A 20,441-nucleotide genomic window follows, 5' to 3' on the forward strand; every position below is an offset into this window, starting at 1 on the left:
CGTGCCGTTCGACAGGCGGGACAGGGCGTCTACGAGGCGGACGAGGCGGGAGGTGCAGGCGTGTTCGAGGGCGAGGGTGCCGGAGAGCCAGGCGAGTTCGGTGCGGAGGTGGTCGGCCCAGGTGGGGTCGAGGAGGGGGCGGAAGGTGTGGAGGGTGCCGCTGATGCGGCGGGCGGCGCCGCGGAGGGTGCGGGCCGCTTCCTCTGTTCCGGCGGTGTCGGAGCCGCTCTCGTGGTGCAGGCGGAGGCCGCGGAGGAAGTCCGCGGCCCGGGCGTGCAGGTAGGGAGCGAGGACCTCGCCCGCCGTGATGTCCGCCGAGTGGTCAGGGTTGTGCACGCCGGCGCCTCCGCGCGTCGATGAGCATCTCCTGGACGTGCCGCAGGGGGCGGCCCTCGGGGTCGGTCGCGTGCCGCGTCCAGTTCCCGTCGGGGCCGAGGTGCCAGGAGGAGGTGGTGTCGGACATCCCGGTCTCCAGGAGCCGGGTGAGTGCGGCCCGGTGCGCCGGGTCCGAGACCCGCACGAGGGCCTCGATCCGGCGGTCCAGGTTGCGGTGCATCATGTCGGCGCTGCCGAACCAGACCTCGGGTTCGCCGCCGTTGCCGAAGGCGAAGACCCGGGAGTGCTCCAGGAAGCGGCCGAGGATCGAACGGACCCGGATGTTCTCCGAGAGGCCGGTGACGCCGGGGCGCACGGCGCAGATGCCGCGGACCCAGATGTCGACGGGGACGCCTGCCCGCGAGGCCTGGTAGCAGGCGTCGATGATGGCCTCGTCGACCAGCGAGTTGACCTTGATCCGGACGTACGCGGGCCGGCCGGCGCGGTGGTGGGCGATCTCCTTGGTGATCCGGGAGACCAGCCCGTCGCGCAGCGACTTCGGGGCGGTGAGCAGCCGGCGGTACGTCTCGCGGCGGGAGTAGCCGGAGAGCCGGTTGAACAGGTCCGAGAGGTCCGCGCCGACCTGCGGGTCGGCGGTCAGCAGGCCCAGGTCCTCGTAGAGGCGGGCCGTCTTCGGGTGGTAGTTGCCGGTGCCGACGTGGGAGTAGCGGCGCAGGAGTTCGCCCTCCTGCCGTACGACGAGCGACAGCTTGCAGTGGGTCTTGAGGCCGACGAGGCCGTACACGACGTGGCAGCCGGCCTCTTCCAGCTTGCGGGCCCACTTGATGTTGGCCTGCTCGTCGAAGCGGGCCTTGATCTCGACGAGGACGAGGACCTGCTTGCCGGACTCGGCGGCGTCGATGAGGGCGTCGACTATCGGCGAGTCGCCGGAGGTCCGGTACAGCGTCTGCTTGATCGCGAGGACGTCCGGATCGGCCGCCGCCTGCTCCAGGAAGGCCTGCACGGAGGTCGAGAACGAGTCGTACGGGTGGTGGAGCAGGACGTCCCGCTCGCGCAGCGCCGCGAAGATGTCGGGTGCGGACGCGGACTCGACCTCGGCGAGGTCCCGGTGGGTGCCGGCCACGAACGTGGGGAACCTGAGTTCAGGCCGGTCCTGCCCGGCGATCCCGAAGAGTCCGGTGAGGTCGAGCGGGCCGGGCAGCGGGTAGACCTCGGCGTCGGAGACCTTCAGCTCGCGGACGAGCAGGTCGAGGACGTACGGGTCGATGGACTCCTCGACCTCCAGGCGCACGGGCGGCCCGAAGCGGCGCCGCATGAGCTCCTTCTCCAGGGCCTGGAGGAGGTTCTCGGCGTCGTCCTCCTCGACCTCCAGGTCCTCGTTGCGCGTCACCCGGAACATGTGGTGCGCGAGCACCTCCATGCCGGGGAACAGCTCCTCCAGGTGCGCCGCGATGACGTCCTCCAGGGGCACGTACCGCTGCGGTGAGGCTTCCAGGAAGCGGGAGAGCAGCGGCGGCACCTTGACGCGCGCGAAGTGGCGGTGGCCGCTGACCGGGTTGCGTACGACCACGGCGAGGTTGAGGCTCAGGCCGGAGATGTACGGGAAGGGGTGGGCCGGGTCCACGGCCAGCGGGGTGAGCACCGGGAAGATCTGCTGCCGGAACAGGGTGAAGAGCCGGGCCTGTTCCTTCTCGGTGAGTTCGGGCCAGCGGATCAGGTGGATGCCCTCGTCGGCGAGGGCCGGGGCCACGTCCTGCTGGTAGCAGGCCGCGTGCCGGGCCATGAGTTCGCGCGAGCGGGTCCAGATCAGGTCGAGGACCTCGCGGGGCTGGAGGCCGGAGGCCGAACGGGTGGCGACGCCGGTGGCGATGCGGCGCTTCAGGCCGGCGACGCGGACCATGAAGAACTCGTCGAGGTTCGACGCGAAGATCGCCAGGAAGTTCGCCCGTTCGAGGAGGGGCGTGGTCGGGTCCTCGGCGAGTTCGAGCACCCGCTCGTTGAAGGCGAGCCAGCTGCGCTCCCGGTCGAGGAAGCGGCCCTGGGGGAGTGCGTCGCCCAGGGCGCCGTCGTCCTCGTACGTGTCGGGATCGGCGTCCAGGCCGTGGTCCAGCTCGTCCACGGCGCTCGCGTTGACCACGAGGGGGCGGTGCGCGGCTATGGGGCCGAGCGACGGCGGGGCGGACTGCGGGGCGGAGGGCTGGACCGGGACCTCGGCGGGCTGCTGGCTCATGGGCCCATTCTTCCGCGCGAAGGGGTGGTCGGGCGCGTCGGAGCGGGCCGTGGGGCCGGGAAGCCTCCCTTTGGGGAGGCTGGACACGGAGCGCTTCATTGCGTGAGCGTCGCAAGCGCGTCTGAATGGCCGGTAACGACGACATGTCGTACGGGAATCGGGGGCGGGGCCTTGTGCGGGCCCCGCCCCCGGGTGTTCACGCGTGTCGGATACGTGTGTGGGCTACACGTGTCGTGTGCGTGTGTGCGTGTGTGCGTGTGTCCGCTAAGCGTGCCGGGCGCGCAGGACGCGGAAGGCGGCGAAGAGGGCGAGGGCGGCGAGGGCGACGAGGATGCCGGCCTCGATGAGCTGGGTGGGCCAGAAGTGGGACGCGGGGTGGAACTCGACGAACTGGCCGGTGACGCCGTGCCGGGCCTGGCACGCCGCCTCCAGCTTGCCCCACATGTCCGGGGTGGCGTCCGAGCCGGGGGTGGCCGACACCTCCTCCCAGCAGATCAACTCGCTGAAGCGGGCGCCGGAGGCGGTGAGCAGCCCCGAGTCCGTCACGAAGGCGTCCGTCGGGACCCGGAGGGTGGCGCCGAGGGAGCCGCCGGCCGTCTGCACGGAGAGGAAGGACCAGCGGAACGAGCTCAGGGTGAGGAGGACGACGCCCATGACCAGGCCGGTGGCCGCCATGGCGACGAGGGTGCGGCGGACGAGCTGGCCGATGAGGGCGCCGACGGCGACGGCCGCGAGGACGTACGCGAAGAGGACGATGCCGCCGGCCTCGTACTGGCCGCGGTCGGACCAGGTGAGGCCGTAGCTGCCGGAGACGCGGTTCCAGCCGATCCGGAAGACGCCCAGGAGGGCGAGCAGGGTGAGGAAGGCGATCGCGGTCGCGGTGACGAGTTTGGCGCGGAGCCAGGCCGCCGGGCTGATCGACTGGGTGAGGGAGAGCTTGTACGTCCCCGACTCGAATTCGCGGGCGACGAGCGGGCCCGCGACGAAGGCTCCGGCGAGCAGCGGCAGGAGGAGCAGGTACGTGCCCGCGTGCTCGACGGCCATGCGCAGCGTCTCGTAGCCGCGGTTCTCGTCGGCGGGGACCCAGTAGCCGTCCTGGACCCAGCGGTCGGGGGTCTGCGCGTCCCACAGTCGCAGTCCGCCGATCACCGCCAGCGACACGGCGACCGCGGCGCCCGCGAGCCACAGGGTGCGGCGGTACTGGCGGACCGTCACCCAGTAGGCGCCCGTGAGGGAGGGGGTGCTCATGCCGGGGCTCCTTCGGGGGCGCGGAGGTGGGCGAGGAGGAGGTCTTCGAGGGAGGGCTCGGTGGTCTTCCAGGGGCCTTCGACGGGGCCTCGGCGGCGGACGAGGGCGGTGAGCTGACGGCCCGTGGTGCGGGATTCGACGACGGTGTGCGGGGCGAGGTCGGCGACGGGGCCGGTGAGCAGGGTGTGGGCGGCGAGGAGGTCGTCGACGGCTCCTTCGAGGCGGACCCGGCCGCCGTGGAGGAGGATCAGGTGGTCGCAGGAGCCTTCGAGCTCGGTGAGGATGTGCGACGACATGACGACGGTGGTGCCGTGTTCGGCGGCGTCGGCCATGAGCAGGCCCATCAGCTGGTGGCGGGCGAGCGGGTCGAGGTCGGCCATCGGCTCGTCCAGGAGCAGCAGTTCGGCGCGCTTGCCGAGGGCGAGTGCGAGGGCGACGCGGGTGCGCTGGCCGCCGGAGAGGTCGCGGACGAGGGTGTGCGGGTCGAGTTCGCCGGCGATCACCCGTCCGGCGGCGGCCTCGTCCCAGCGGCCGGGGTTGAGCTCGCGGCCCATGCGCAGGGTGTCGGCGACGGTGAGCCTGGGGTGGAGTGGTTTGTCCTGGGCGACGTACGCGAGGTGTTCGCGGGCGGGGGCCCGGAGGGTGCCTTCGGTGGGGCGCAGGATGCCGGCGGCGAGGGCGAGGAGGGTGGACTTGCCGGCGCCGTTGGGCCCGACGAGGGCGCAGATCCGGCCGGCGGGGAGGGTGAAGTCGCACGCGCGGAGCGCCCAGCCCCTTCCTCTTCCGGGGTAGCGCTTGCCCAGGAGGTCGGCCTCCAGGGCGGTGGCCTTCGTCATCGTTCGTGGTCCCCCTCGAAGTGTTCCTTCAGTACGGATGTGAAGAGCGCGGCGACGTCGTCCCGTTCCATTCCCGCGGCGCGTGCCCGGCGGGCCCAGTCGGCGAGTTCGCCGCGCAGGGGCGAGTCGGCGGGGCCGGTGCCGAGGGTGGTGCGGACGAAGGTGCCGAGGCCGCGGCGGGCCTCGACGAGGCCTTCGCGTTCGAGTTCGCGGTAGGCCTTGAGGACCGTGTTGGGGTTGATGGCCGTCGCTTCGACGACCTCGCGTGCGGTGGGCAGTCGGTCGCCCGGTTCCAGGAGGCCCATCCGGAGGGCCTGTTTCGTCTGCTGGACGATCTGGAGGTAGGTGGCGACGCCACTGCGCCGGTCGATGCGGTACTCGACCACGTTCCTTTGCACCACCCTTTCACTAATCAAGTAGTGAAAGGGTGGTGCAAAGAAGGGGGCGGTGTCAACCGCCCCCTTCCGGCAGGGACTTACGACTCCGTGCGGTACATCAGGTCCACCTCGTGCGTGGCGAAGCCGATGCCCTCGTAGACCCGCACCGCCGCCGTGTTGTCCGCGTCCACGTAGAGCATCGCGGTGGGGAGCCCCTGGGCCGCCAGGTGGCGCAGGCCGATCGCGGTGAGCGCCTTGCCGAGGCCGCCGCCCTGGGCGTCCGGCAGGATCCCGACCACGTACACCTCGCCGAGCTGCTCCTCGGCGTGGGTCTTCGTCCAGTGGAAGCCGATCAGCTTCCCGTCCTTCTCCGCGAGGAAGAAGCCCTTCGGGTCGAACCACGGCTCGGCCATGCGGTCGTCCAGGTCCCGCTGGGTCAGCGAGCCCTGCTCGGGGTGGTGCGCGAACGCGGCGGCGTTGACGACGAGCCAGGCCGCGTCGTCCTGGCCGGGCGTGAAGGTGCGGACGGTGACGCCCTCGGGCAGCACCGGCTCCGGGATGTCGAGCGGCACCAGGGGCCGCCGCAGCTGGCGCAGCTCGCGGAAGAGGGTCAGGCCGAGGACCTGCGCCAGGTGCCGGGCCGCCGACTTGCCGCCGTGCGCCCAGACGCGCAGCCGCTTGCCGGAGGCGCCGAGCAGTGCCGTGCCGAGCGCCCGGCCGTGGCCGCGGCCGCGGTTCGCCGGGTGCACGACGAGCTCGGCCGCCGGCGCCTCGATCGGGTCGGTCTCCTCCAGCTGGGCGTATCCGTAGAGCTGGGAGCCGACGGTGAGCAGGAAGTGCGTCACGCCCTCGCGCCTGCCGTGGCGCAGGTAGAGCCGCCCCTGCTCGGACACGGCGTGCAGCCCGTCGGCGTGGTCGGCCGCCTCGAGCAGCTCCAGAACGTCCTGGACCTGCTCCGGTGTGAGCTCGTCATACGTGTGGATCTGCCGTCCGGGTTCGAGGGCCGGCGCCGTGTCGGAAGTCATGGACACGAGCCTACGGCGACTGCTCGTCGGCAAGAGGCAACTGTCTTGTAACCAGCCACCCCCTGTTGCGCTACGCGCGTTGACTCTAGGCTGCACGCGCAACGGGGTGTAGATCAAGGCCGCGAATCGGGGCAAGGGGACAAGGGGAGAGATGGCAGCGACACCGAGGAAGAACAGGACCGCGCGGCGAATTCTGGTCGCAGGAGCGGGTCTTGCGACGGTCGGGGCGCTCGTCGCCGCGATGCCGTCGGCCGGGGCGGCGGGGGACGCGTACGCCGCGGGTCAGGGGACGAACGGCAAGGGATGGGGCCGGATGGTCGACGTCCAGCTGCTGTCCTTCAACGACCTGCACGGGAACCTGGAGCCGCCGGCCGGTTCGTCGGGTCAGGTGACGCGCACCAAGCCGGACGGGACGACCGAGAAGATCGACGCGGGTGGTGTCGAGTACCTGGCCACGCACCTGCGCCAGGCCCGTGAGGGGAATCGTTACTCCATCACGGCCGCGGCCGGTGACATGATCGGCGCGTCGCCGCTGCTGTCGGGGCTCTTCCACGACGAGCCGACCATCGGCGCGCTGAACGAGCTGGGCCTGGACGTCACCTCGGTGGGCAACCACGAGTTCGACGAGGGCGCGGCCGAGCTGTCCCGGATGCAGAACGGCGGCTGTCACCCGACCGCCGGCTGCTTCGTCGAGGGCGAGGAGTTCGAGGGGGCCGACTTCCCCTACCTCGCGGCGAACGTGACGCAGGAGAAGACGGGCCGGCCGCTGCTCGACCCGTACTTCATCTGGGAGAAGGACGGCGTCAAGATCGGCTTCATCGGCGTGACCCTGGAGGGCACTCCGAACGTCGTCACCGCCGAGGGCGTCAAGGGCCTGAAGTTCGGCGACGAGGTCGAGACGATCAACAAGTACACGAAGGTCCTGGAGCGCAAGGGCGTCAAGTCCATCGTCGCCCTGGTCCACGAGGGCGGCATGCCGGCCTCGGCCTCGTACAACTACGAGTGCGACGGTGACGGCGACGGTGACGGCGAGGGCGTCTCCGGCGCGATCGTCGACATCGCCAAGAACGTCTCGCCGCAGGTCGACGCGCTGGTCACCGGCCACACCCACCAGGCGTACGTGTGCTCCATCCCGGACCCGGCGGGCAAGCCGCGCCTGGTCACCTCGGCGTCCTCGTTCGGCAAGCTGTACACGGACACGACGCTGACGTACGACCGCGCCACCAAGGACATCGTGCGGACGGCGGTGGCCTCGGCCAACCACGTCGTCACGCGTGACGTGCCGAAGGCCGCGGACCTCACGAAGCTGATCGAGGACTGGCGCACGATCGCCGCGCCGGTCGCGAACCGCCCGCAGGGCTTCATCGCCGCCGACATCAACGGCCGCGGCTCCACCGCGTACGAGAAGCCGCTCGGCGACGTGATCGCCGACGCGCAGCTGGAGGGCCTGGCCCCGGCGGACAAGGGCGGCGCGCAGCTGGCCCTGATGAACCCGGGCGGTATCCGCTCCGACCTGGTCTTCAAGGCGTCCGGCGCCGAGGGCGACGGCGTGGTGACCTACGGCGAGTCGTTCACCGTGCAGCCCTTCACCAACATGATGAACGTGGTCGACCTGTCCGGCGCGAACCTGATCACCGCGCTGAAGCAGCAGGTCAGCGGCTCGAACCTGAACAGCATCAAGATCCTTCAGGTCTCGAAGGGCCTCACCTACACGCTCGACATGACGAAGACGGGCGCGGACCGCGTCGTCGACGGCACGGTCAAGCTGAACGGCGAGGCGATCGACCCGTCGAAGACCTACCGCGTCGCGATGAACGAGTTCCTGGCGGGCGGCGGCGACGGCTTCGCGGCCCTGGCCACCGGCACCAACAAGCTGGTCGGCGCCTCGGACCTGGACGTCTTCAACGCCTACCTGGCGAAGAACTCCTCGGCCTCCGCGCCGCTGCAGGTTCCGGCCGCGGACCGGATCACGGTCGTGAAGTAGCACCTGACCGGCCCTGAGGGGGCGGCGGACCGCTTCGGCGGACCGCCGCCCCTTTCGCGTGCCGCCCCTTTCGCGTGCCGCCCCTTTCGCGTGCCGCCCCTTTCGCGTGCCGCCCCCTTTCGCGTGCCGCCCCGGCCGCTGCCGGGACCGGCCACCGGTCGACCGGGTGCGGATTCCGGCGTGATCGCACCCTGTGCTTGTTGATGCGTACCTGTCATAGTGCGGTGCCATGGACCGACGACGATTTCTCGTGGCGGCGGCAGGCGCCGGAGCCGCCCTCCTGGCAGGCGCCCCACCGGCGGCGGCCGTCGACACGCGCGCGTGGATGGCCGGGCACGGCGACGGCACCGCCCTGCAGCGGCTGACCATCCCCGGCACGCACGACTCGGGCGCCCGGTTCGGCGGGCCCTGGACCGAGTGCCAGAACAGCGTGATCGCGCAGCAGCTGGACAGCGGCATCCGGTTCCTGGACGTCCGGTGCCGGGTGACGGGCGGATCGTTCGCCATCCACCACGGGGCCTCGTACCAGAACACGATGTTCGGCGACGTCCTCGTCGCCTGCCGGGACTTCCTCGCCGCACACCCCTCCGAGACCGTCCTCATGCGGGTCAAGCAGGAGTACTCCGAGGAGTCCGACGCCGTCTTCGGCGACGTGTTCACCGACTACCTGGACCGGCGCGGCTGGCGCCCCCTGTTCCGGATCGGCGCCGGACTGCCGCTGCTCGGCGAGGCACGCGGGCGCGTCGTGCTGCTCGCCGACAACGGCGGACTGCCCGGCGTCCGCTACGGCGACGGCGCCCTCTTCGACATCCAGGACGACTACATGGCCGAGCCGATCGCCAAGTACCCCAAGGTCGAGGCCCACTTCCGCAAGGCCGCCACCCAGCCCGGCCGGCTCTACGTCAACTACGTGTCGACCGCCGCCCTGCTCCCGCCCCGCTGGAACGCCGACCGGCTCAACCCCCGCGTCCACGGATTCCTCGACGGCGCCGAGATGGCCGGCCGGACCGGGCTCGGGATCGTCCCGATGGACTTCCCGAACACCCGCTCAGGCCTCGTCGAGGCCCTCATCCGGCACAACTGACAGCTCGGGCGGCGGCGTCGGCGCCCCCGGGAGACGCAGCCGCGCCACGGTGCCGCCGCCCTCCGCGGGGGACAGCGACACCGTGCCCCCGGCCTGCTGCACCGTACGCGCCACGATCGACAGGCCCAGGCCCGAGCCCGGCAGGCTGCGGGCCGACGGGGAACGCCAGAAGCGGTCGAAGACGTGCGGGAGCTCGTCGGGGGAGATGCCGGGGCCGTGGTCGCGGACCGTGAGCTCGCCCCGCATCAGGGAGACCTCGACCTCGCCCCGCGGCGGCGAGAACTTCACCGCGTTGTCCAGGACGTTGACCAGGGCCCGTTCGAGCGCCGCCGGCTCCGCCCGCACGTACCAGGGCGCCAGGTCCATGACGAACGACAGCTCGGGGCCCCGCAGCCGCGCCCGGTCCAGGGCCGAGCGGAGGATGCCGTGCAGCGGTACGACCTCCAGCGGGCCCGGCCGCACCGTGTCGGGGCGGGCCAGCTCCTGGAGGTCGCCGATCAGCGCGGCCAGCTCCGTCATCTGCGCCTTCACCGAGGCCATCAGGGCCCGCCGGTCGTCCGGCGGGATCGCCCGGCCGGTCTCCTCGCTGCGCGCCAGGAGCTCGACGTTCGTCCGCAGCGAGGTCAGCGGCGTCCGCAGCTCGTGCCCCGCGTCGGCGATCAGCTGCGCCTGCCGGTCCCGGGACGTCGCGAGCGCCGCCGTCATCGCGTTGAACGAGCGCGACAGGCGGGCGATCTCGTCCTCGCCCTCCACCGGGATGCGGACCGTCAGGTCCTCGGTCGCGGCCACGTGCTCGACCGCCTCGGTCAGCCGGTTCACCGGCTCCAGACCGGTCCGCGCCACCCACAGGCCGGCCGCGCCCGCGCCGACGACCCCGATCCCGGAGACCAGGAGCAGGACCCAGCGCAGCGTGGACATCGAGTTGTCGATCTCGGCGAGCGGCCGGGCGACGGAGACCGCGAGCCCGATCGGGCCCTCCTGCGGATAGGTGTAGACCCGCATCTCCCGCCCGGCGTCGTCCTTCACCGTGTGCAGGGCGTACTCCAGCTGCCCCCGCGCCACGCCGAGGTCACCGGGCCCGGCCGGGATCGCGGCCTTCCCCGAGGTGCAGACGCTGCCGTTGGCGAGGATGACCTGCACCGTGTACGAGCCCGCCACCGGCGGCGGCGTCGTGCCCTGCCGGCACAGCGCGAGCAGGCTCTGCACCCCGTTCGGGTCCAGGCGGGTGCTGCGCAGCGAGGAGTCCATCTCCGCCTCCAGCTGCGCCCGCGTCACGAACCAGCAGGCCAGCGACACCGCGGCCACCGCGAGCGCCACGGCGAGCGCGGTCAGCAGCGCCAGCCGCGACCGCAGGGGCCGCGAGCGGAACCACGCCAGGGGCCGGAGCACGCGCGGACGCCGGGTCGGGTGCTCCGTCACTCCCCGCCTCCTCCGCGCAGCGCGTAGCCCACGCCCCGCACAGTGTGGACGAGGCGCGGCTCGCCGCCGGCCTCGGTCTTGCGCCGCAGATACATCACGTACACGTCCAGGGAGTTGGAGCTGGGCTCGAAGTCGAAGCCCCAGACGGCCTTGAGGATCTGCTCGCGGGTCAGCACCTGCCGCGGGTGCGCCAGGAACATCTCCAGGAGCGTGAACTCGGTACGGGTCAGCTCCACGGTCCGCCCGCCCCGCGTCACCTCGCGCGTCGCCAGATCCATCCGCAGGTCCTCGAAGGCCAGCACGTCGGCGTCGGACGGGCCGGGCGACGCGGCGGAGGCGTACGAGCTGCGCCGGAGCAGCGCCCGGATCCGGGCGAACAGCTCGTCCAGCTCGAACGGCTTCACCAGGTAGTCGTCCGCGCCCGCGTCGAGCCCGGTGACCCGGTCGCCGACGGTGTCGCGGGCGGTGAGCATCAGGATCGGCACGGTCGAGCCGGCGGCCCGGATGCGACGGGCCGCGGTCAGCCCGTCCATGCGGGGCATCTGGACGTCGAGGACGACGAGGTCGGGGGCGTACGCCTCCATCCGGGCCAGCGCGTCGAGGCCGTCGACGGCGACCTCGGTCCCGTACCCCTCGAAGGCGAGGCTGCGGCGCAGGGCCTCCCGCACGGCGGGCTCGTCGTCGACGATGAGGATGCGCTCGGCTTCGTTCTGCTGGCCCGTCAGAGGCTGTCCCGTCATGCGATCAGCGTCGCACGCCGGCCGTTCCCCGGTCAGTTGTCGCCGCCCGCGCGCAGGCCGTCGAGATCGGCCTTCACGGTGTCGATCGGGATGGCGAATCCGAGGCCGACGCTTCCGGCGGTGGAGCCGCTCGAAGAACTGGGCGAATACATGGCCGAATTGATTCCGATGATCTCGCCGTTCATATCGATCAACGCGCCGCCGGAATTCCCCGGGTTCAGCGAGGCGTCGGTCTGGATGGCCTTGTACGTCGTCTTCGACGAACCGGTGTCGCCGTTGAACTGCTGCCCGCCGAACTCGAACGGCCAGCCCTGCCGCGGGTCGTACTGCTGTCCGCCCTGCTGCTGGTCCCGGCCGTCGTCGTCCTTGGCGACCGTCACGTCCCGGTCCAGGGCGGAGACGATGCCGCTGGTGACGGTCCCGGTCAGGCCCTCGGGGGAGCCGATCGCCACGACCTCCTCGCCGACCCGCACCTTGGACGAGTCGCCGAGCGTCGCCGTCTTCAGGCCCGACGCGCCCTTCAGCTTGATCAGCGCCAGGTCCTTGTCGGGGTCCGTGCCGACGACCGTGGCCTCGTACGTCTTCCCGTCGCTGAGCTGCACGCTGACGGCGGAGGCGCCGGAGATCACGTGGTTGTTGGTGACGATCTCGCCGTCGGAGGTGATGATCACGCCCGAGCCGGTGGACTTGCCCGCGTTCGACGACGCCGAGATCTCCACGATGGCGGGGGAGACGGCCGCCGCGACCCCGGCGACGGTGCCCTTGCTGCTCGCGGACACGTTCGTGCCGTTCACCGCCGAGGACGCCGAGGCGGGCGCGTCGGACGTGAGCTGCTGGACCAGCGTCGCCGTGCCGCCACCGATGGCCGCCGCCGCGATGGCCACCGCGGCCATCAGCCCGACCCCGCGCTTGGCGCGCCGCCGCGGCCCCGGGGCCGGCGCCGCCGCGACCGCCACCGGCGGCTCCACGGGCGGCGGCGGCACGTGCCCGCCGGACGGCCAGATCGTCGTCCCCGGCTCCGTCGTGATCGGCTGCGTCGGCTCGTACGGCGGCCTCGGCGGGTAGTAGGGCTGCTGCGGCTGCTGCTCCTGGAAGTCCGTCATGGCAATGACTCTGGGAGCCGTTCATGAGAGCCGTCTGAGGACCGGCTGAGAAGCCCGACAGAACCCTGTATGCCCGATATAAAGACCCGCGGGCGGGTCGGGAGCGGCTACTCGTGGCAGCCGCAGGAGCGGCGCACCACCAGCGCCGACGGGAAGAGCTTCACGCGCTCGCGGCGGGAGCCGGCGACGCGGAGGGAGTCGTCGAGGACGAGGTCGACGGCGGCGCGGGCCATGGCGGGGCGGTCCGAGGAGATGGTGGTCAGCGGCGGGTCGGTGAGGGCGGCTTCCTTGACGTCGTCGAAGCCCGCGACGGCGAGCTCCGTGGGGACCTCGATGCGGAGCTCGCGGGCGGCGCGCAGGACACCGAAGGCCTGGTCGTCGGTGGAGCAGAAGATGGCCGGCGGCCGGTCCGGGCCGGCGAGCAGCTTGAGGGCGACCTGGTAGGCGTCGTAGCGGTTGTACGGGGCCTCGAACAGGCGGCCCTCGGTGGAGCGGCCGGCCTCCAGCATGGCGCGCCGCCAGCCCTCGACGTGGTCGGCGACCGGGTCGCCGACGGCCGGGGTGTTCGGGACGCCGCCGAGGCACGCCACGTACGGGTGACCGTGCTCCAGGAGGTGTCGGGTGGCGAGCTGCGCGCCGCCGATGTCGTCCGTCACGACGGCGACGTCGTCGATCGCCTCGGGCCGCTCGTGCAGCAGCACCACGCGCGCGTCCCAGGCCTCGATCTCGCTCGCGGCCTGCTCGCTCATGCCCTGGCTGACCAGGATCAGTCCGGAGACCCGCATGCCGAGGAAGGCACGCAGGTAGTGGACCTCGCGCTCGGTCCGGTAGTCGGAGTTGCCGACGAGGACCATCTTCCCGCGCTCGGCGGCGGCCTGCTCGACCGCGTGCGCCATCTCGCCGAAGAACGGCTGCCGCGCGTCGGGGACGATCATGCCTATGAGATCCGTGCGCCGGGACGCCATCGCCTGGGCCACCCGGTCCGGGCGGTAGCCCAGCTCCTTGATGGCGGCGAGGACACGCTCGCGCGTGGCCGGGGCGACCGGCCGGGGTCCGTTGTTGATGACGTAGCTCACGACCGCGGTAGAAGTACCTGCAAGTCGAGCTACGTCATCCCGCGTCACCTTGGCCACGCGCGGAAGTCTACGCGGGGGGACCTACCTACCGGCAGGTCGCACTGTGGCATCCGCCACGTTCGTGTCCTCCAAGGGGGTGACCTCCTCCGTGGCGTCCTTGACGCGGGAGCCCACACGGGCCCCCTCCTTGGCACGGGCCTCCTCGGCGGCCCGCTCCACCTTCTCCGGGGTGACGAAGCGGTAGCCGACGTTGCGGACGGTGCCGATCAGCGACTCGTGCTCCGGTCCGAGCTTGGCCCGCAGACGCCGTACGTGGACGTCGACCGTTCGGGTGCCGCCGAAGTAGTCGTACCCCCACACCTCCTGGAGGAGCTGGGCGCGCGTGAACACCCGGCCCGGATGCTGCGCCAGGTACTTGAGGAGCTCGAACTCCTTGAAGGTCAGGTCCAGGACCCGGCCCTTGAGCTTCGCGCTGTACGTCGCCTCGTCGACCGACAGGTCGCCGTTGCGGATCTCCATCGGGGAGTCGTCGGAGACGATCTGCTGGCGGCCCATCGCGAGCCGGAGCCGCGCCTCGACCTCGGCGGGGCCCGCCGTGTCCAGGAGCACGTCGTCGATGCCCCAGTCGGCGGTGACGGCCGCGAGGCCGCCCTCCGTGACGACGAGGATCAGCGGACAGCCGGGCCCGGTGGAGCGCAGCAGCTGGCAGAGCGAGCGCACCTGCGGGAGGTCGCGCCTGCCGTCGACGAGGATCACGTCCGCGCCGGGGGTGTCCACGAGGGCGGGGCCCTCGGCCGGGGCTACCCGGACGTTGTGCAGCAGCAGGCCGAGTGCGGGCAGCACCTCGGTCGACGGCTGGAGGGCATTGGTCAGGAGCAGCAGTGAGCTCATCGCTCCCCACCTGCCCAGGTCGTCGTCGGTCCGTCGTACGTCGTTCGCTCGTCCATGACGTCGGTTCCTCCTCGGTCCCTGCGAGGACGTCTATGTGTGCTCACGTATGGCTCTCGCACCCTGAGAGCTTTTGTTCATCCGTCCGTAACAACGGTCGGAAAACACAAAAGGACCCGGGGGCTGCGTTGCCCGGATCCTCTGGCAAGCAGAATAGCCCACATGAGTTCCGAGGCAGAGGGCCGATTTCACATCGTGGATGTTTCCTCGCTCACTTCCGTCCATCCCCGGCTGCCCCGGCGCGCGATGTTGCGTACCGATGACGGTGTCCGGATCGAGGCGGTTTACGAACCCTCCGGGGCAAGTGTCACCGATTCGGCGGTCACCGGTACGGCGGTCGTCGTCGCCCACGGCTTCACCGGCGCCGCCGACCGGCCCGCCGTCCGGCGCGCCGCCCGCGTCCTCGCGGAGCGCGGCGCGTCCGTCGTCACCTTCTCCTTCCGCGGCCACGGCGGCTCCGGCGGCCTGTCCACGGTCGGCGACCGGGAGGTCCTCGACCTGTCCGCCGCCGTCCGCTGGGCGCGTGAGCTCGGCCACGCGCGCGTGGCGACGGTCGGCTTCTCCATGGGCGGGTCCGTCGTCCTGCGCCACGCCGCCCTGGAGCGGGGGACGGCGGCGAGCGCGGACGCCGTCGCCTCCGTCTCCGCACCCGCCCGCTGGTACTACCGGGGTACGGCCCCGATGCGCCGCGTCCACTGGGTGGTCACCCGGCCGGCGGGCCGCCTCGTCGGCCGCTACGGGTTCCGCACCCGGATCGACCGGCGCTCCTGGGACCCCGTACCCCTCTCGCCGGTGGAGGCGGTGCCGCTGATCGCGCCGACCCCGCTCCTCGTGGTGCACGGCGACCGGGACGCGTACTTCCCGCTCGACCACCCGCGGATGCTGGCCGGCGCGGGCGCCGCGGAACTGTGGGTGGAGCGCGGCATGGGCCACGCCGAGAACGCGGCGGACGACGGGCTGCTCGCCCGGCTCGGGGACTGGCTCACGCGCGCATAGCCCATCATGGGTGGCGGCGCGCACACGAACGAAGGGAGCGCCGCTATGGCAGCGGGAACCATCCGCTACTGGGCCGCGGCCAAGGCCGCCGCCGGAGTCGCCGAGGAGCCGTACACCGCCGGGAATCTGGCGGAGGCCCTCGACGCGGTCCGCGCGAACCACCCGGGCGAGCTGTCGCAGGTCCTCCTGAGGTGCTCGTTCCTGGTCGACGGCGACCCCGTCGGCACCCGGAGCCATGAGACCGTACGGCTTGCCGAGGGCGGCACGGTCGAGGTGCTCCCCCCGTTCGCAGGAGGGTGAACCCCACAGCATGAGCAACGACCACCACTACGGCGGGCAGCAGTACGACCCGTACGCGGACGGGCAGCAGAACGGGCAGCAGGCCCCCGCCGACGTCACGCAGACGTGGGAGGGCCAGACCTGGGACACCCAGTACCAGCCCGCCGTCTCGTACGACCAGATCCGGGCCGCGCGGGCCCAGGCACCCGCGGGCCACGGGACGCAGGACGCGTACGACCGGCCGCAGGCGCAGCCGTACGAGCCGTACGCCCAGCCCTACGAGCAGCCGCACGCGCAGCCCTACGAGCAGTACCCGTCGCACGGGGGTTCGGCGGAGTACTACGGCGAACCGCGGCAGGCGGCGGACGCGACTCCGGCCCCGGCCGTGACTCCGGCCCCGGGCGCCGCGCCCGCGCCGGTCACCGCTCCCGCAGCGTCGCCCGCCCCGGCGTCCGAGGCCGAGGCGGCGCCCGCGTACTCCTCGCCGACGACGTCCGGGAACACCCGGATCACCGACGCCCAGCGGGCGCGTGCCGAGGGCCGGTCGCCGATCATCGAGCCCGGCATGCGGCCGGCCGCGCTGACCGCCCTCCTCGGCCTCCTGCTCGCCGGCGGCGCCGCCGTCGGCCCGTACGGGCTGCTCGTCCCGCTGGTCCTGCTCCAGGCCCTGACGGCCGCGGGCTGGTTCCGGCTCAACGGCATGTGGCCGGCCCGGCAGGGCATCGCCCTGGCCTTCGCCGGCGGGCTCGTCGCGGACGCCGCCCTGCTCGCCACCGGCCGTGAGCACGCGGCCCCCGCGATCCTCGGCACGCTCGGCGTCTGGGTGCTGCTCTGCCTCGTCCTCCAGCTGCGCAGCCACGCCGACCCGGACGAGCGGATGTACGGCCTGATGGCCACCATCGCCTCCGCCGCGCTGACCGTCGTCGCCACCGGCCACCTCGGCGCCGCGCCCGACGCGGTGGTCGTCGGCGGGGTCGCCGTCGCCGCCGCGGTCCTCGCCCGGGCCCTGCCGCTGCCCGGCCCGGTCTCCCTGATCGCCTCGCTGCTCGCGGCGGCGGGCGCGGGGGTCGCGGTCGGCGGCCTCACGGACCTGGGCACCTCCGGGGCGCTCCTCGGCCTCGGCGCCGGCGTCTGCGCGCTGGTCGGCCTGCGGGCGGCGAGCTACGACTACCCGTCCCGCTTCGTCCACATGACCGCGGGCGTGGCGCTGCCGCTGACGGCCGCCGCACCCGCCGTCTACCTGCTCGGCCGCGCCCTGGTCTGAGCCCCGCCCGTCCCGCTCGCCCCGGGCGCCGGGAACCAACCGGCCCCCTGACACGTCGATCTTCGTGTCGGGGGGCCGAAGACTTTCCACACCGAAGCTTTCTACCGGGGGGACGCTCATCCCATGCGAGCACTGCGGATTCTGCTGATCCTGGCTGTCGTGCTGGGCGGGATCCTCGTCGGGATCGACCGGCTGGCCGTGGCCTACGCCGAGTCGGAGGCGTCGAGCCGGGTGAAGCTCTCGGCCGCCACCAGCGAGTCGATCGATGTCGACATCAAGGGCTTCCCCTTCCTCACCCAGGTCGCGGACAAGCGGTTCGACCAGATCGACGTGAAGGCGACCGGCGTGCAGGCGACGGCGGGCAGCAAGCGCATCCGGGTCGGCGAACTGACCGCCGTTCTGCGGGACGTGACCGTCACCGGCGACTGGGCGGGCGCGAAGGCCGGCTCCGCGTCCGGCACCGCCCTCATCTCGTACGCCGACCTCACCGCCGCCGCGGCCGACCAGGACGCCACCGTCGCCTACGGCGGCAACGGCAAGGTGAAGGTGACCGGCGGCGTGAAGATCATGGGCCGCACCCTGACCCGTACGGTCACCTCCACGGTGACCGTCGTCGACGGTGGCACGATCCGGGTCCGCGCCGACGAGGTGCCCGGCGAGGGCATCCCCGGCATCGAGGAACTCGTGCGCGCCCGCACCGACTTCGAGCGCCCGATCGGCATGATCGCCGGCATGAAGGTCGAGAAGGTCGAGCCCCGCCCGGACGGCCTCGCCGTCATGGTGACCGGCCAGGACGTCGTCCTGGCGGGCTGACGCCCGCCGCCGGCACCGTACGGCCCCTTCCCGGCGCCCCGGGCCCCTCCGCGCCGCCCCCAGGCCCCTCCCCGGCACCCTCCAAGACCCCCCTTGGTCACATGCTGAGACGCCGCCGTCCGATCCGCAGATGGAGAACCGGACGCCTGGGTACGGAGACGCCCGGAGCCCCTCCGTACGGTGATCGCGTCTCGTATCTCGGACGATCCCGTCTCAAAATACGACACGCCGGTGACACGGCCGCCTGTCCGTCCCTACGATCGAGGACATGAAGCGACAGGCGGATCTCACGAAGCGGCGGGCAGTAGACCTGTGCCGCGTCGCCGCCATGCTCTGTCGTTCCGTCTGAGCGGGACTCGCCACTCCCGTATTCCTCAGGCCCTCCCACCGAGGTCAGGGCCGATCTGTGCACCGCCGTACGCACGTCCGCAGTCCGTACGCCACGCGACGACGCGTACCGCGCCACGCACACGCACCACCCGCACCACACCGCCGCACACTGCCCCGGAGGAGAACAGCATGGCTCGCAGCGACGTACTGGTCGACGCGGACTGGGTCGAGGCCAACCTCGACAACCCGCAGGTCGCCCTCGTCGAGGTCGACGAGGACACCTCGGCCTACGAGAAGAACCACATCCGCAACGCCATCCGGATCGACTGGACCCAGGACCTCCAGGACCCGGTCCGCCGCGACTTCATCGACCAGGAGGGCTTCGAGAAGCTCCTCTCGGCCAAGGGCATCGCGAACGACACCACGGTCGTCCTCTACGGCGGCAACAACAACTGGTTCGCCTCCTACGCCTACTGGTACTTCAAGCTCTACGGCCACCAGGACGTGAAGCTCCTCGACGGCGGCCGCAAGAAGTGGGAGCTCGACTCCCGCGACCTGGTCGACGGCTCCGAGATCCCGGCCCGCCCGGCCACCGAGTACAAGGCCAAGGCCCAGGACTCCTCGATCCGCGCCTTCCGCGACGACGTCGTGGCCGCGATCGGCGCCCAGAACCTGGTCGACGTCCGCTCGCCCGACGAGTTCTCCGGCAAGCTGCTCGCCCCGGCGCACCTCCCGCAGGAGCAGTCGCAGCGCCCCGGCCACGTGCCGAGCGCCCGCAACATCCCGTGGTCGAAGAACGCCAACGACGACGGCACCTTCAAGTCGGACGACGAGCTCAAGGCCCTCTACGAGGCCGAGCAGGTCGACCTGGCGAAGGACACCATCGCCTACTGCCGCATCGGCGAGCGCTCCGCGCTGACCTGGTTCGTCCTGCACGAGCTCCTCGAGGTCACGAACGTCAAGAACTACGACGGCTCGTGGACCGAGTACGGCTCCCTCGTCGGCGTGCCGATCGAGCTCGGCGCCAACAAGTAAGTCCCCGGACCCTCCTCCCCTCCGGACCCCTCGACCGTAAGGACAGAACATCATGTGTGGAGCGCAGCCCGGCGGCCCCGACGCCTCGACGATCAAGCCCGGTGAGACCACCATCCAGGGCTTCGTGACCAAGGACGGCGAGCCCGTCACCGGTTACGTCCGCCTCCTGGACTCGACCGGCGAGTTCACGGCCGAGGTCCCGACCTCCGCCACCGGACAGTTCCGCTTCTACGCGGCCGAGGGCACCTGGACCGTCCGCGCCCTGGTTCCCGGCGGCACCGCCGACCGCCAGGTCGTCGCCCAGAAGGGTGGCCTCGCGGAGGTCGCCATCGCGGTCTGATCCGCGCACTCGAACGGCCGGAGGGCCGTGCCTCCTGGGGGGTTGGACGCCATCACCAGGACTGAGAGGCACGGCCCTCCGGTCTTCCCTCTTCCTCGCCCGGAAGCCCGCCCCGCCGTACCCTGAAGACGTGTACGCGCGGCGTCGGCACGTCTACTTCTGGATGATGGGCGCCTGCCTGGTCCTCTTCGTGGGCGCCTGGGCCGTCGTGCGCCTCTTCTCCATGCCCGTCGCGATCGGCATGTGCGTCGTCGCCATGGTCATCCCGCCCGTCGCCGCCATGGTCGCCAACCGCCGCGGCCCCGAGGACCGCTGGTGGGACGACCCCTCGGGCGACCCCCAGTCCGACGAGTGGTGGGACGAGCTGGACGGCAAGAAGCGCCGGGAGCCGTGAGCGCCGCGAGGGGCGCGTCGAGGTCCGTAGAGGTCTGTAGAGGTCCGTAGAGGTCAGTAGAGGTCAGTAGACGAGGGCCTGTGTCTCGTCGGCCATCGCTTCCTGGACGAAGACCTGGGCGCCCGCGATGCGGACGCCGTCGAGGACGTCCGACTCGGTGATCTCGCGGCGGGCGGCGCACTGCGTGCAGAGCGTGACGCGGCCGGCCGCCAGGATCGACTCGATCAGGTCCGGCAGCGGCGCCGCGTGCGGAAGCTCGAACTCCGCCGCCCGGCCCGGCAGTGCGAACCACGAGGACTCGCCGGTCAGCCACAGCGAGACCTCGACACCGCTCGCGACCGCGACGGCGGCCACCGTGAAGGCCTGCGAGCAGCGTTCGGGGGCGTCGGCCCCTGCGGTCACCTTGATCACGAGCTTCTTCGCCATATACCGAACTGTAATGCGCGACACTGCAACCCCATGCGCCCCTCACGTGTCAGCTGGGTGCGCGGATGACGGAATCCGCCGTTCAGGTCTCGTGGGGGGACTCTTGAGCAACGAAGAAACCATCCCAAACCAGGGAACAGCGCCACCGCCGGAGCAGA

At 71.9% G+C, this 20,441-nt stretch carries 21 protein-coding genes and 1 pseudogene; 10 read left to right on the top strand and 12 right to left on the bottom strand.

Annotated elements, in window-relative coordinates; genetic code table 11:
• Nucleotides 1-75 precede the first annotated feature (75 nt).
• The 6 genes and pseudogenes from MRBLMG1_RS37320 to mshD all read right to left on the bottom strand — a co-directional run.
• Nucleotides 76-336 (bottom strand): annotated as a pseudogene (locus MRBLMG1_RS37320) (CHAD domain-containing protein); the annotation flags it as partial.
• Nucleotides 323-2,566 (bottom strand): RNA degradosome polyphosphate kinase, encoded by a 2,244-nt coding sequence (locus MRBLMG1_RS15865; protein WP_367824653.1) that lies wholly within the window; start codon nucleotides 2,564-2,566, stop codon nucleotides 323-325. The pseudogene MRBLMG1_RS37320 and the gene MRBLMG1_RS15865, both read right to left, overlap by 14 nt.
• A 264-nt stretch (nucleotides 2,567-2,830) precedes the next feature.
• Complete coding sequence (locus MRBLMG1_RS15870) at nucleotides 2,831-3,814, bottom strand: ABC transporter permease (protein ID WP_367824654.1); 984 nt, start codon at nucleotides 3,812-3,814, stop codon at nucleotides 2,831-2,833.
• Nucleotides 3,811-4,650: an ABC transporter ATP-binding protein gene (locus MRBLMG1_RS15875; protein ID WP_367824655.1), complete on the bottom strand. Its 840-nt coding sequence runs from the start codon at nucleotides 4,648-4,650 to the stop codon at nucleotides 3,811-3,813. The genes MRBLMG1_RS15870 and MRBLMG1_RS15875 overlap by 4 nt, the downstream gene beginning before the upstream one ends.
• The gene (locus MRBLMG1_RS15880; RefSeq protein ID WP_367824740.1) at nucleotides 4,647-5,036 is read right to left on the bottom strand and encodes a GntR family transcriptional regulator; all 390 of its coding nucleotides are present in this window, start codon (nucleotides 5,034-5,036) and stop codon (nucleotides 4,647-4,649) included. The genes MRBLMG1_RS15875 and MRBLMG1_RS15880 overlap by 4 nt, the downstream gene beginning before the upstream one ends.
• An 89-nt stretch (nucleotides 5,037-5,125) precedes the next feature.
• Nucleotides 5,126-6,052, bottom strand: coding sequence for a mycothiol synthase (mshD, locus tag MRBLMG1_RS15885; protein ID WP_367824656.1), 927 nt, complete (start codon nucleotides 6,050-6,052; stop codon nucleotides 5,126-5,128).
• A gap of 151 nt (nucleotides 6,053-6,203) precedes the next feature.
• On the opposite strand from mshD, the gene MRBLMG1_RS15890 reads away from it, so the two are divergent.
• Nucleotides 6,204-8,036: a bifunctional metallophosphatase/5'-nucleotidase gene (locus tag MRBLMG1_RS15890; RefSeq protein ID WP_367824657.1), complete on the top strand. Its 1,833-nt coding sequence runs from the start codon at nucleotides 6,204-6,206 to the stop codon at nucleotides 8,034-8,036.
• Nucleotides 8,037-8,265: 229 nt separating this feature from the next.
• Entirely contained in the window at nucleotides 8,266-9,120 is an 855-nt protein-coding gene (locus MRBLMG1_RS15895) for a phosphatidylinositol-specific phospholipase C (RefSeq protein WP_367824658.1), read from the top strand.
• On the opposite strand, the gene MRBLMG1_RS15900 is transcribed toward MRBLMG1_RS15895, so the two are convergent.
• The 5 genes from MRBLMG1_RS15900 to MRBLMG1_RS15920 all read right to left on the bottom strand — a co-directional run bounded on the left by MRBLMG1_RS15900 (nucleotide 9,085) and on the right by MRBLMG1_RS15920 (nucleotide 14,349).
• A complete protein-coding gene (locus tag MRBLMG1_RS15900) occupies nucleotides 9,085-10,539 on the bottom strand; it encodes a sensor histidine kinase (RefSeq protein ID WP_367824659.1) in 1,455 nt (484 codons plus the stop codon). The two genes, MRBLMG1_RS15895 and MRBLMG1_RS15900, sit on opposite strands and share 36 nt — an antisense overlap.
• Complete coding sequence (locus tag MRBLMG1_RS15905) at nucleotides 10,536-11,279, bottom strand: response regulator transcription factor (RefSeq protein ID WP_367824660.1); 744 nt, start codon at nucleotides 11,277-11,279, stop codon at nucleotides 10,536-10,538. Before MRBLMG1_RS15905 ends, MRBLMG1_RS15900 begins: the two co-directional genes overlap by 4 nt.
• A 32-nt stretch (nucleotides 11,280-11,311) precedes the next feature.
• On the bottom strand, nucleotides 11,312-12,382 hold the full coding sequence (locus MRBLMG1_RS15910; protein WP_367824661.1) for a S1C family serine protease: 1,071 nt from the start codon (nucleotides 12,380-12,382) through the stop codon (nucleotides 11,312-11,314).
• A 107-nt stretch (nucleotides 12,383-12,489) separates the two neighbouring features.
• Nucleotides 12,490-13,515, bottom strand: a complete 1,026-nt coding sequence (locus MRBLMG1_RS15915) for a LacI family DNA-binding transcriptional regulator (protein WP_367824662.1) — start codon at nucleotides 13,513-13,515, stop codon at nucleotides 12,490-12,492.
• Nucleotides 13,516-13,539: 24 nt separating this feature from the next.
• Entirely contained in the window at nucleotides 13,540-14,349 is an 810-nt protein-coding gene (locus tag MRBLMG1_RS15920; RefSeq protein ID WP_367824663.1) for a winged helix-turn-helix domain-containing protein, read from the bottom strand.
• Between the two features lie 219 nt (nucleotides 14,350-14,568).
• On the opposite strand from MRBLMG1_RS15920, the gene MRBLMG1_RS15925 reads away from it, so the two are divergent.
• The 8 genes from MRBLMG1_RS15925 (at nucleotide 14,569) to MRBLMG1_RS15960 (ending at nucleotide 19,857) form a co-directional block, all read left to right on the top strand.
• Nucleotides 14,569-15,402 (top strand): alpha/beta hydrolase, encoded by an 834-nt coding sequence (locus MRBLMG1_RS15925; RefSeq protein WP_367824664.1) that lies wholly within the window; start codon nucleotides 14,569-14,571, stop codon nucleotides 15,400-15,402.
• A gap of 45 nt (nucleotides 15,403-15,447) precedes the next feature.
• Nucleotides 15,448-15,702, top strand: a complete 255-nt coding sequence (locus MRBLMG1_RS15930) for a MoaD/ThiS family protein (RefSeq protein ID WP_367824665.1) — start codon at nucleotides 15,448-15,450, stop codon at nucleotides 15,700-15,702.
• A gap of 10 nt (nucleotides 15,703-15,712) precedes the next feature.
• A complete protein-coding gene (locus MRBLMG1_RS15935; protein ID WP_367824666.1) occupies nucleotides 15,713-16,945 on the top strand; it encodes a hypothetical protein in 1,233 nt (410 codons plus the stop codon).
• A gap of 123 nt (nucleotides 16,946-17,068) precedes the next feature.
• A complete protein-coding gene (locus tag MRBLMG1_RS15940; RefSeq protein ID WP_367824667.1) occupies nucleotides 17,069-17,758 on the top strand; it encodes a DUF2993 domain-containing protein in 690 nt (229 codons plus the stop codon).
• Between the two features lie 268 nt (nucleotides 17,759-18,026).
• A complete protein-coding gene (locus MRBLMG1_RS15945) occupies nucleotides 18,027-18,107 on the top strand; it encodes a putative leader peptide (protein WP_350497993.1) in 81 nt (26 codons plus the stop codon).
• A 170-nt stretch (nucleotides 18,108-18,277) separates the two neighbouring features.
• The gene (locus MRBLMG1_RS15950; protein ID WP_367824668.1) at nucleotides 18,278-19,123 is read left to right on the top strand and encodes a sulfurtransferase; all 846 of its coding nucleotides are present in this window, start codon (nucleotides 18,278-18,280) and stop codon (nucleotides 19,121-19,123) included.
• A gap of 52 nt (nucleotides 19,124-19,175) precedes the next feature.
• Nucleotides 19,176-19,463, top strand: coding sequence for a DUF1416 domain-containing protein (locus MRBLMG1_RS15955; protein WP_017242395.1), 288 nt, complete (start codon nucleotides 19,176-19,178; stop codon nucleotides 19,461-19,463).
• Nucleotides 19,464-19,524: 61 nt separating this feature from the next.
• The gene (locus MRBLMG1_RS15960) at nucleotides 19,525-19,857 is read left to right on the top strand and encodes a DUF3099 domain-containing protein (RefSeq protein ID WP_414721590.1); all 333 of its coding nucleotides are present in this window, start codon (nucleotides 19,525-19,527) and stop codon (nucleotides 19,855-19,857) included.
• A gap of 63 nt (nucleotides 19,858-19,920) precedes the next feature.
• On the opposite strand, the gene MRBLMG1_RS15965 is transcribed toward MRBLMG1_RS15960, so the two are convergent.
• Nucleotides 19,921-20,283, bottom strand: coding sequence for a DsrE family protein (locus MRBLMG1_RS15965; RefSeq protein ID WP_367824670.1), 363 nt, complete (start codon nucleotides 20,281-20,283; stop codon nucleotides 19,921-19,923).
• Nucleotides 20,284-20,441 lie beyond the last annotated feature (158 nt).

Source organism: Streptomyces sp. LMG1-1-1.1, assembly GCF_040815545.1.
Taxonomy (GTDB): domain Bacteria; phylum Actinomycetota; class Actinomycetes; order Streptomycetales; family Streptomycetaceae; genus Streptomyces.

Excerpts from the sequence above, each read along its gene's own strand:
- MRBLMG1_RS15940 (WP_367824667.1), top strand. The coding sequence starts at position 17,069 with ATGCGAGCACTGCGGATTCTGCTGATCCTGGCTGTCGTGCTGGGCGGG.
- MRBLMG1_RS15955 (WP_017242395.1), top strand. The coding sequence starts at position 19,176 with ATGTGTGGAGCGCAGCCCGGCGGCCCCGACGCCTCGACGATCAAGCCC.
- MRBLMG1_RS15920 (WP_367824663.1), bottom strand. The coding sequence starts at position 14,349 with ATGAGCTCACTGCTGCTCCTGACCAATGCCCTCCAGCCGTCGACCGAG.
- MRBLMG1_RS15935 (WP_367824666.1), top strand. The coding sequence starts at position 15,713 with ATGAGCAACGACCACCACTACGGCGGGCAGCAGTACGACCCGTACGCG.
- MRBLMG1_RS15930 (WP_367824665.1), top strand. The coding sequence starts at position 15,448 with ATGGCAGCGGGAACCATCCGCTACTGGGCCGCGGCCAAGGCCGCCGCC.
- MRBLMG1_RS15875 (WP_367824655.1), bottom strand. The coding sequence starts at position 4,650 with ATGACGAAGGCCACCGCCCTGGAGGCCGACCTCCTGGGCAAGCGCTAC.
- mshD (WP_367824656.1), bottom strand. The coding sequence starts at position 6,052 with ATGACTTCCGACACGGCGCCGGCCCTCGAACCCGGACGGCAGATCCAC.
- MRBLMG1_RS15890 (WP_367824657.1), top strand. The coding sequence starts at position 6,204 with ATGGCAGCGACACCGAGGAAGAACAGGACCGCGCGGCGAATTCTGGTC.
- MRBLMG1_RS15925 (WP_367824664.1), top strand. The coding sequence starts at position 14,569 with ATGAGTTCCGAGGCAGAGGGCCGATTTCACATCGTGGATGTTTCCTCG.
- MRBLMG1_RS15910 (WP_367824661.1), bottom strand. The coding sequence starts at position 12,382 with ATGACGGACTTCCAGGAGCAGCAGCCGCAGCAGCCCTACTACCCGCCG.
- MRBLMG1_RS15945 (WP_350497993.1), top strand. The coding sequence starts at position 18,027 with ATGAAGCGACAGGCGGATCTCACGAAGCGGCGGGCAGTAGACCTGTGC.
- MRBLMG1_RS15965 (WP_367824670.1), bottom strand. The coding sequence starts at position 20,283 with ATGGCGAAGAAGCTCGTGATCAAGGTGACCGCAGGGGCCGACGCCCCC.
- MRBLMG1_RS15950 (WP_367824668.1), top strand. The coding sequence starts at position 18,278 with ATGGCTCGCAGCGACGTACTGGTCGACGCGGACTGGGTCGAGGCCAAC.
- MRBLMG1_RS15865 (WP_367824653.1), bottom strand. The coding sequence starts at position 2,566 with ATGAGCCAGCAGCCCGCCGAGGTCCCGGTCCAGCCCTCCGCCCCGCAG.
- MRBLMG1_RS15870 (WP_367824654.1), bottom strand. The coding sequence starts at position 3,814 with ATGAGCACCCCCTCCCTCACGGGCGCCTACTGGGTGACGGTCCGCCAG.
- MRBLMG1_RS15905 (WP_367824660.1), bottom strand. The coding sequence starts at position 11,279 with ATGACGGGACAGCCTCTGACGGGCCAGCAGAACGAAGCCGAGCGCATC.
- MRBLMG1_RS15895 (WP_367824658.1), top strand. The coding sequence starts at position 8,266 with ATGGACCGACGACGATTTCTCGTGGCGGCGGCAGGCGCCGGAGCCGCC.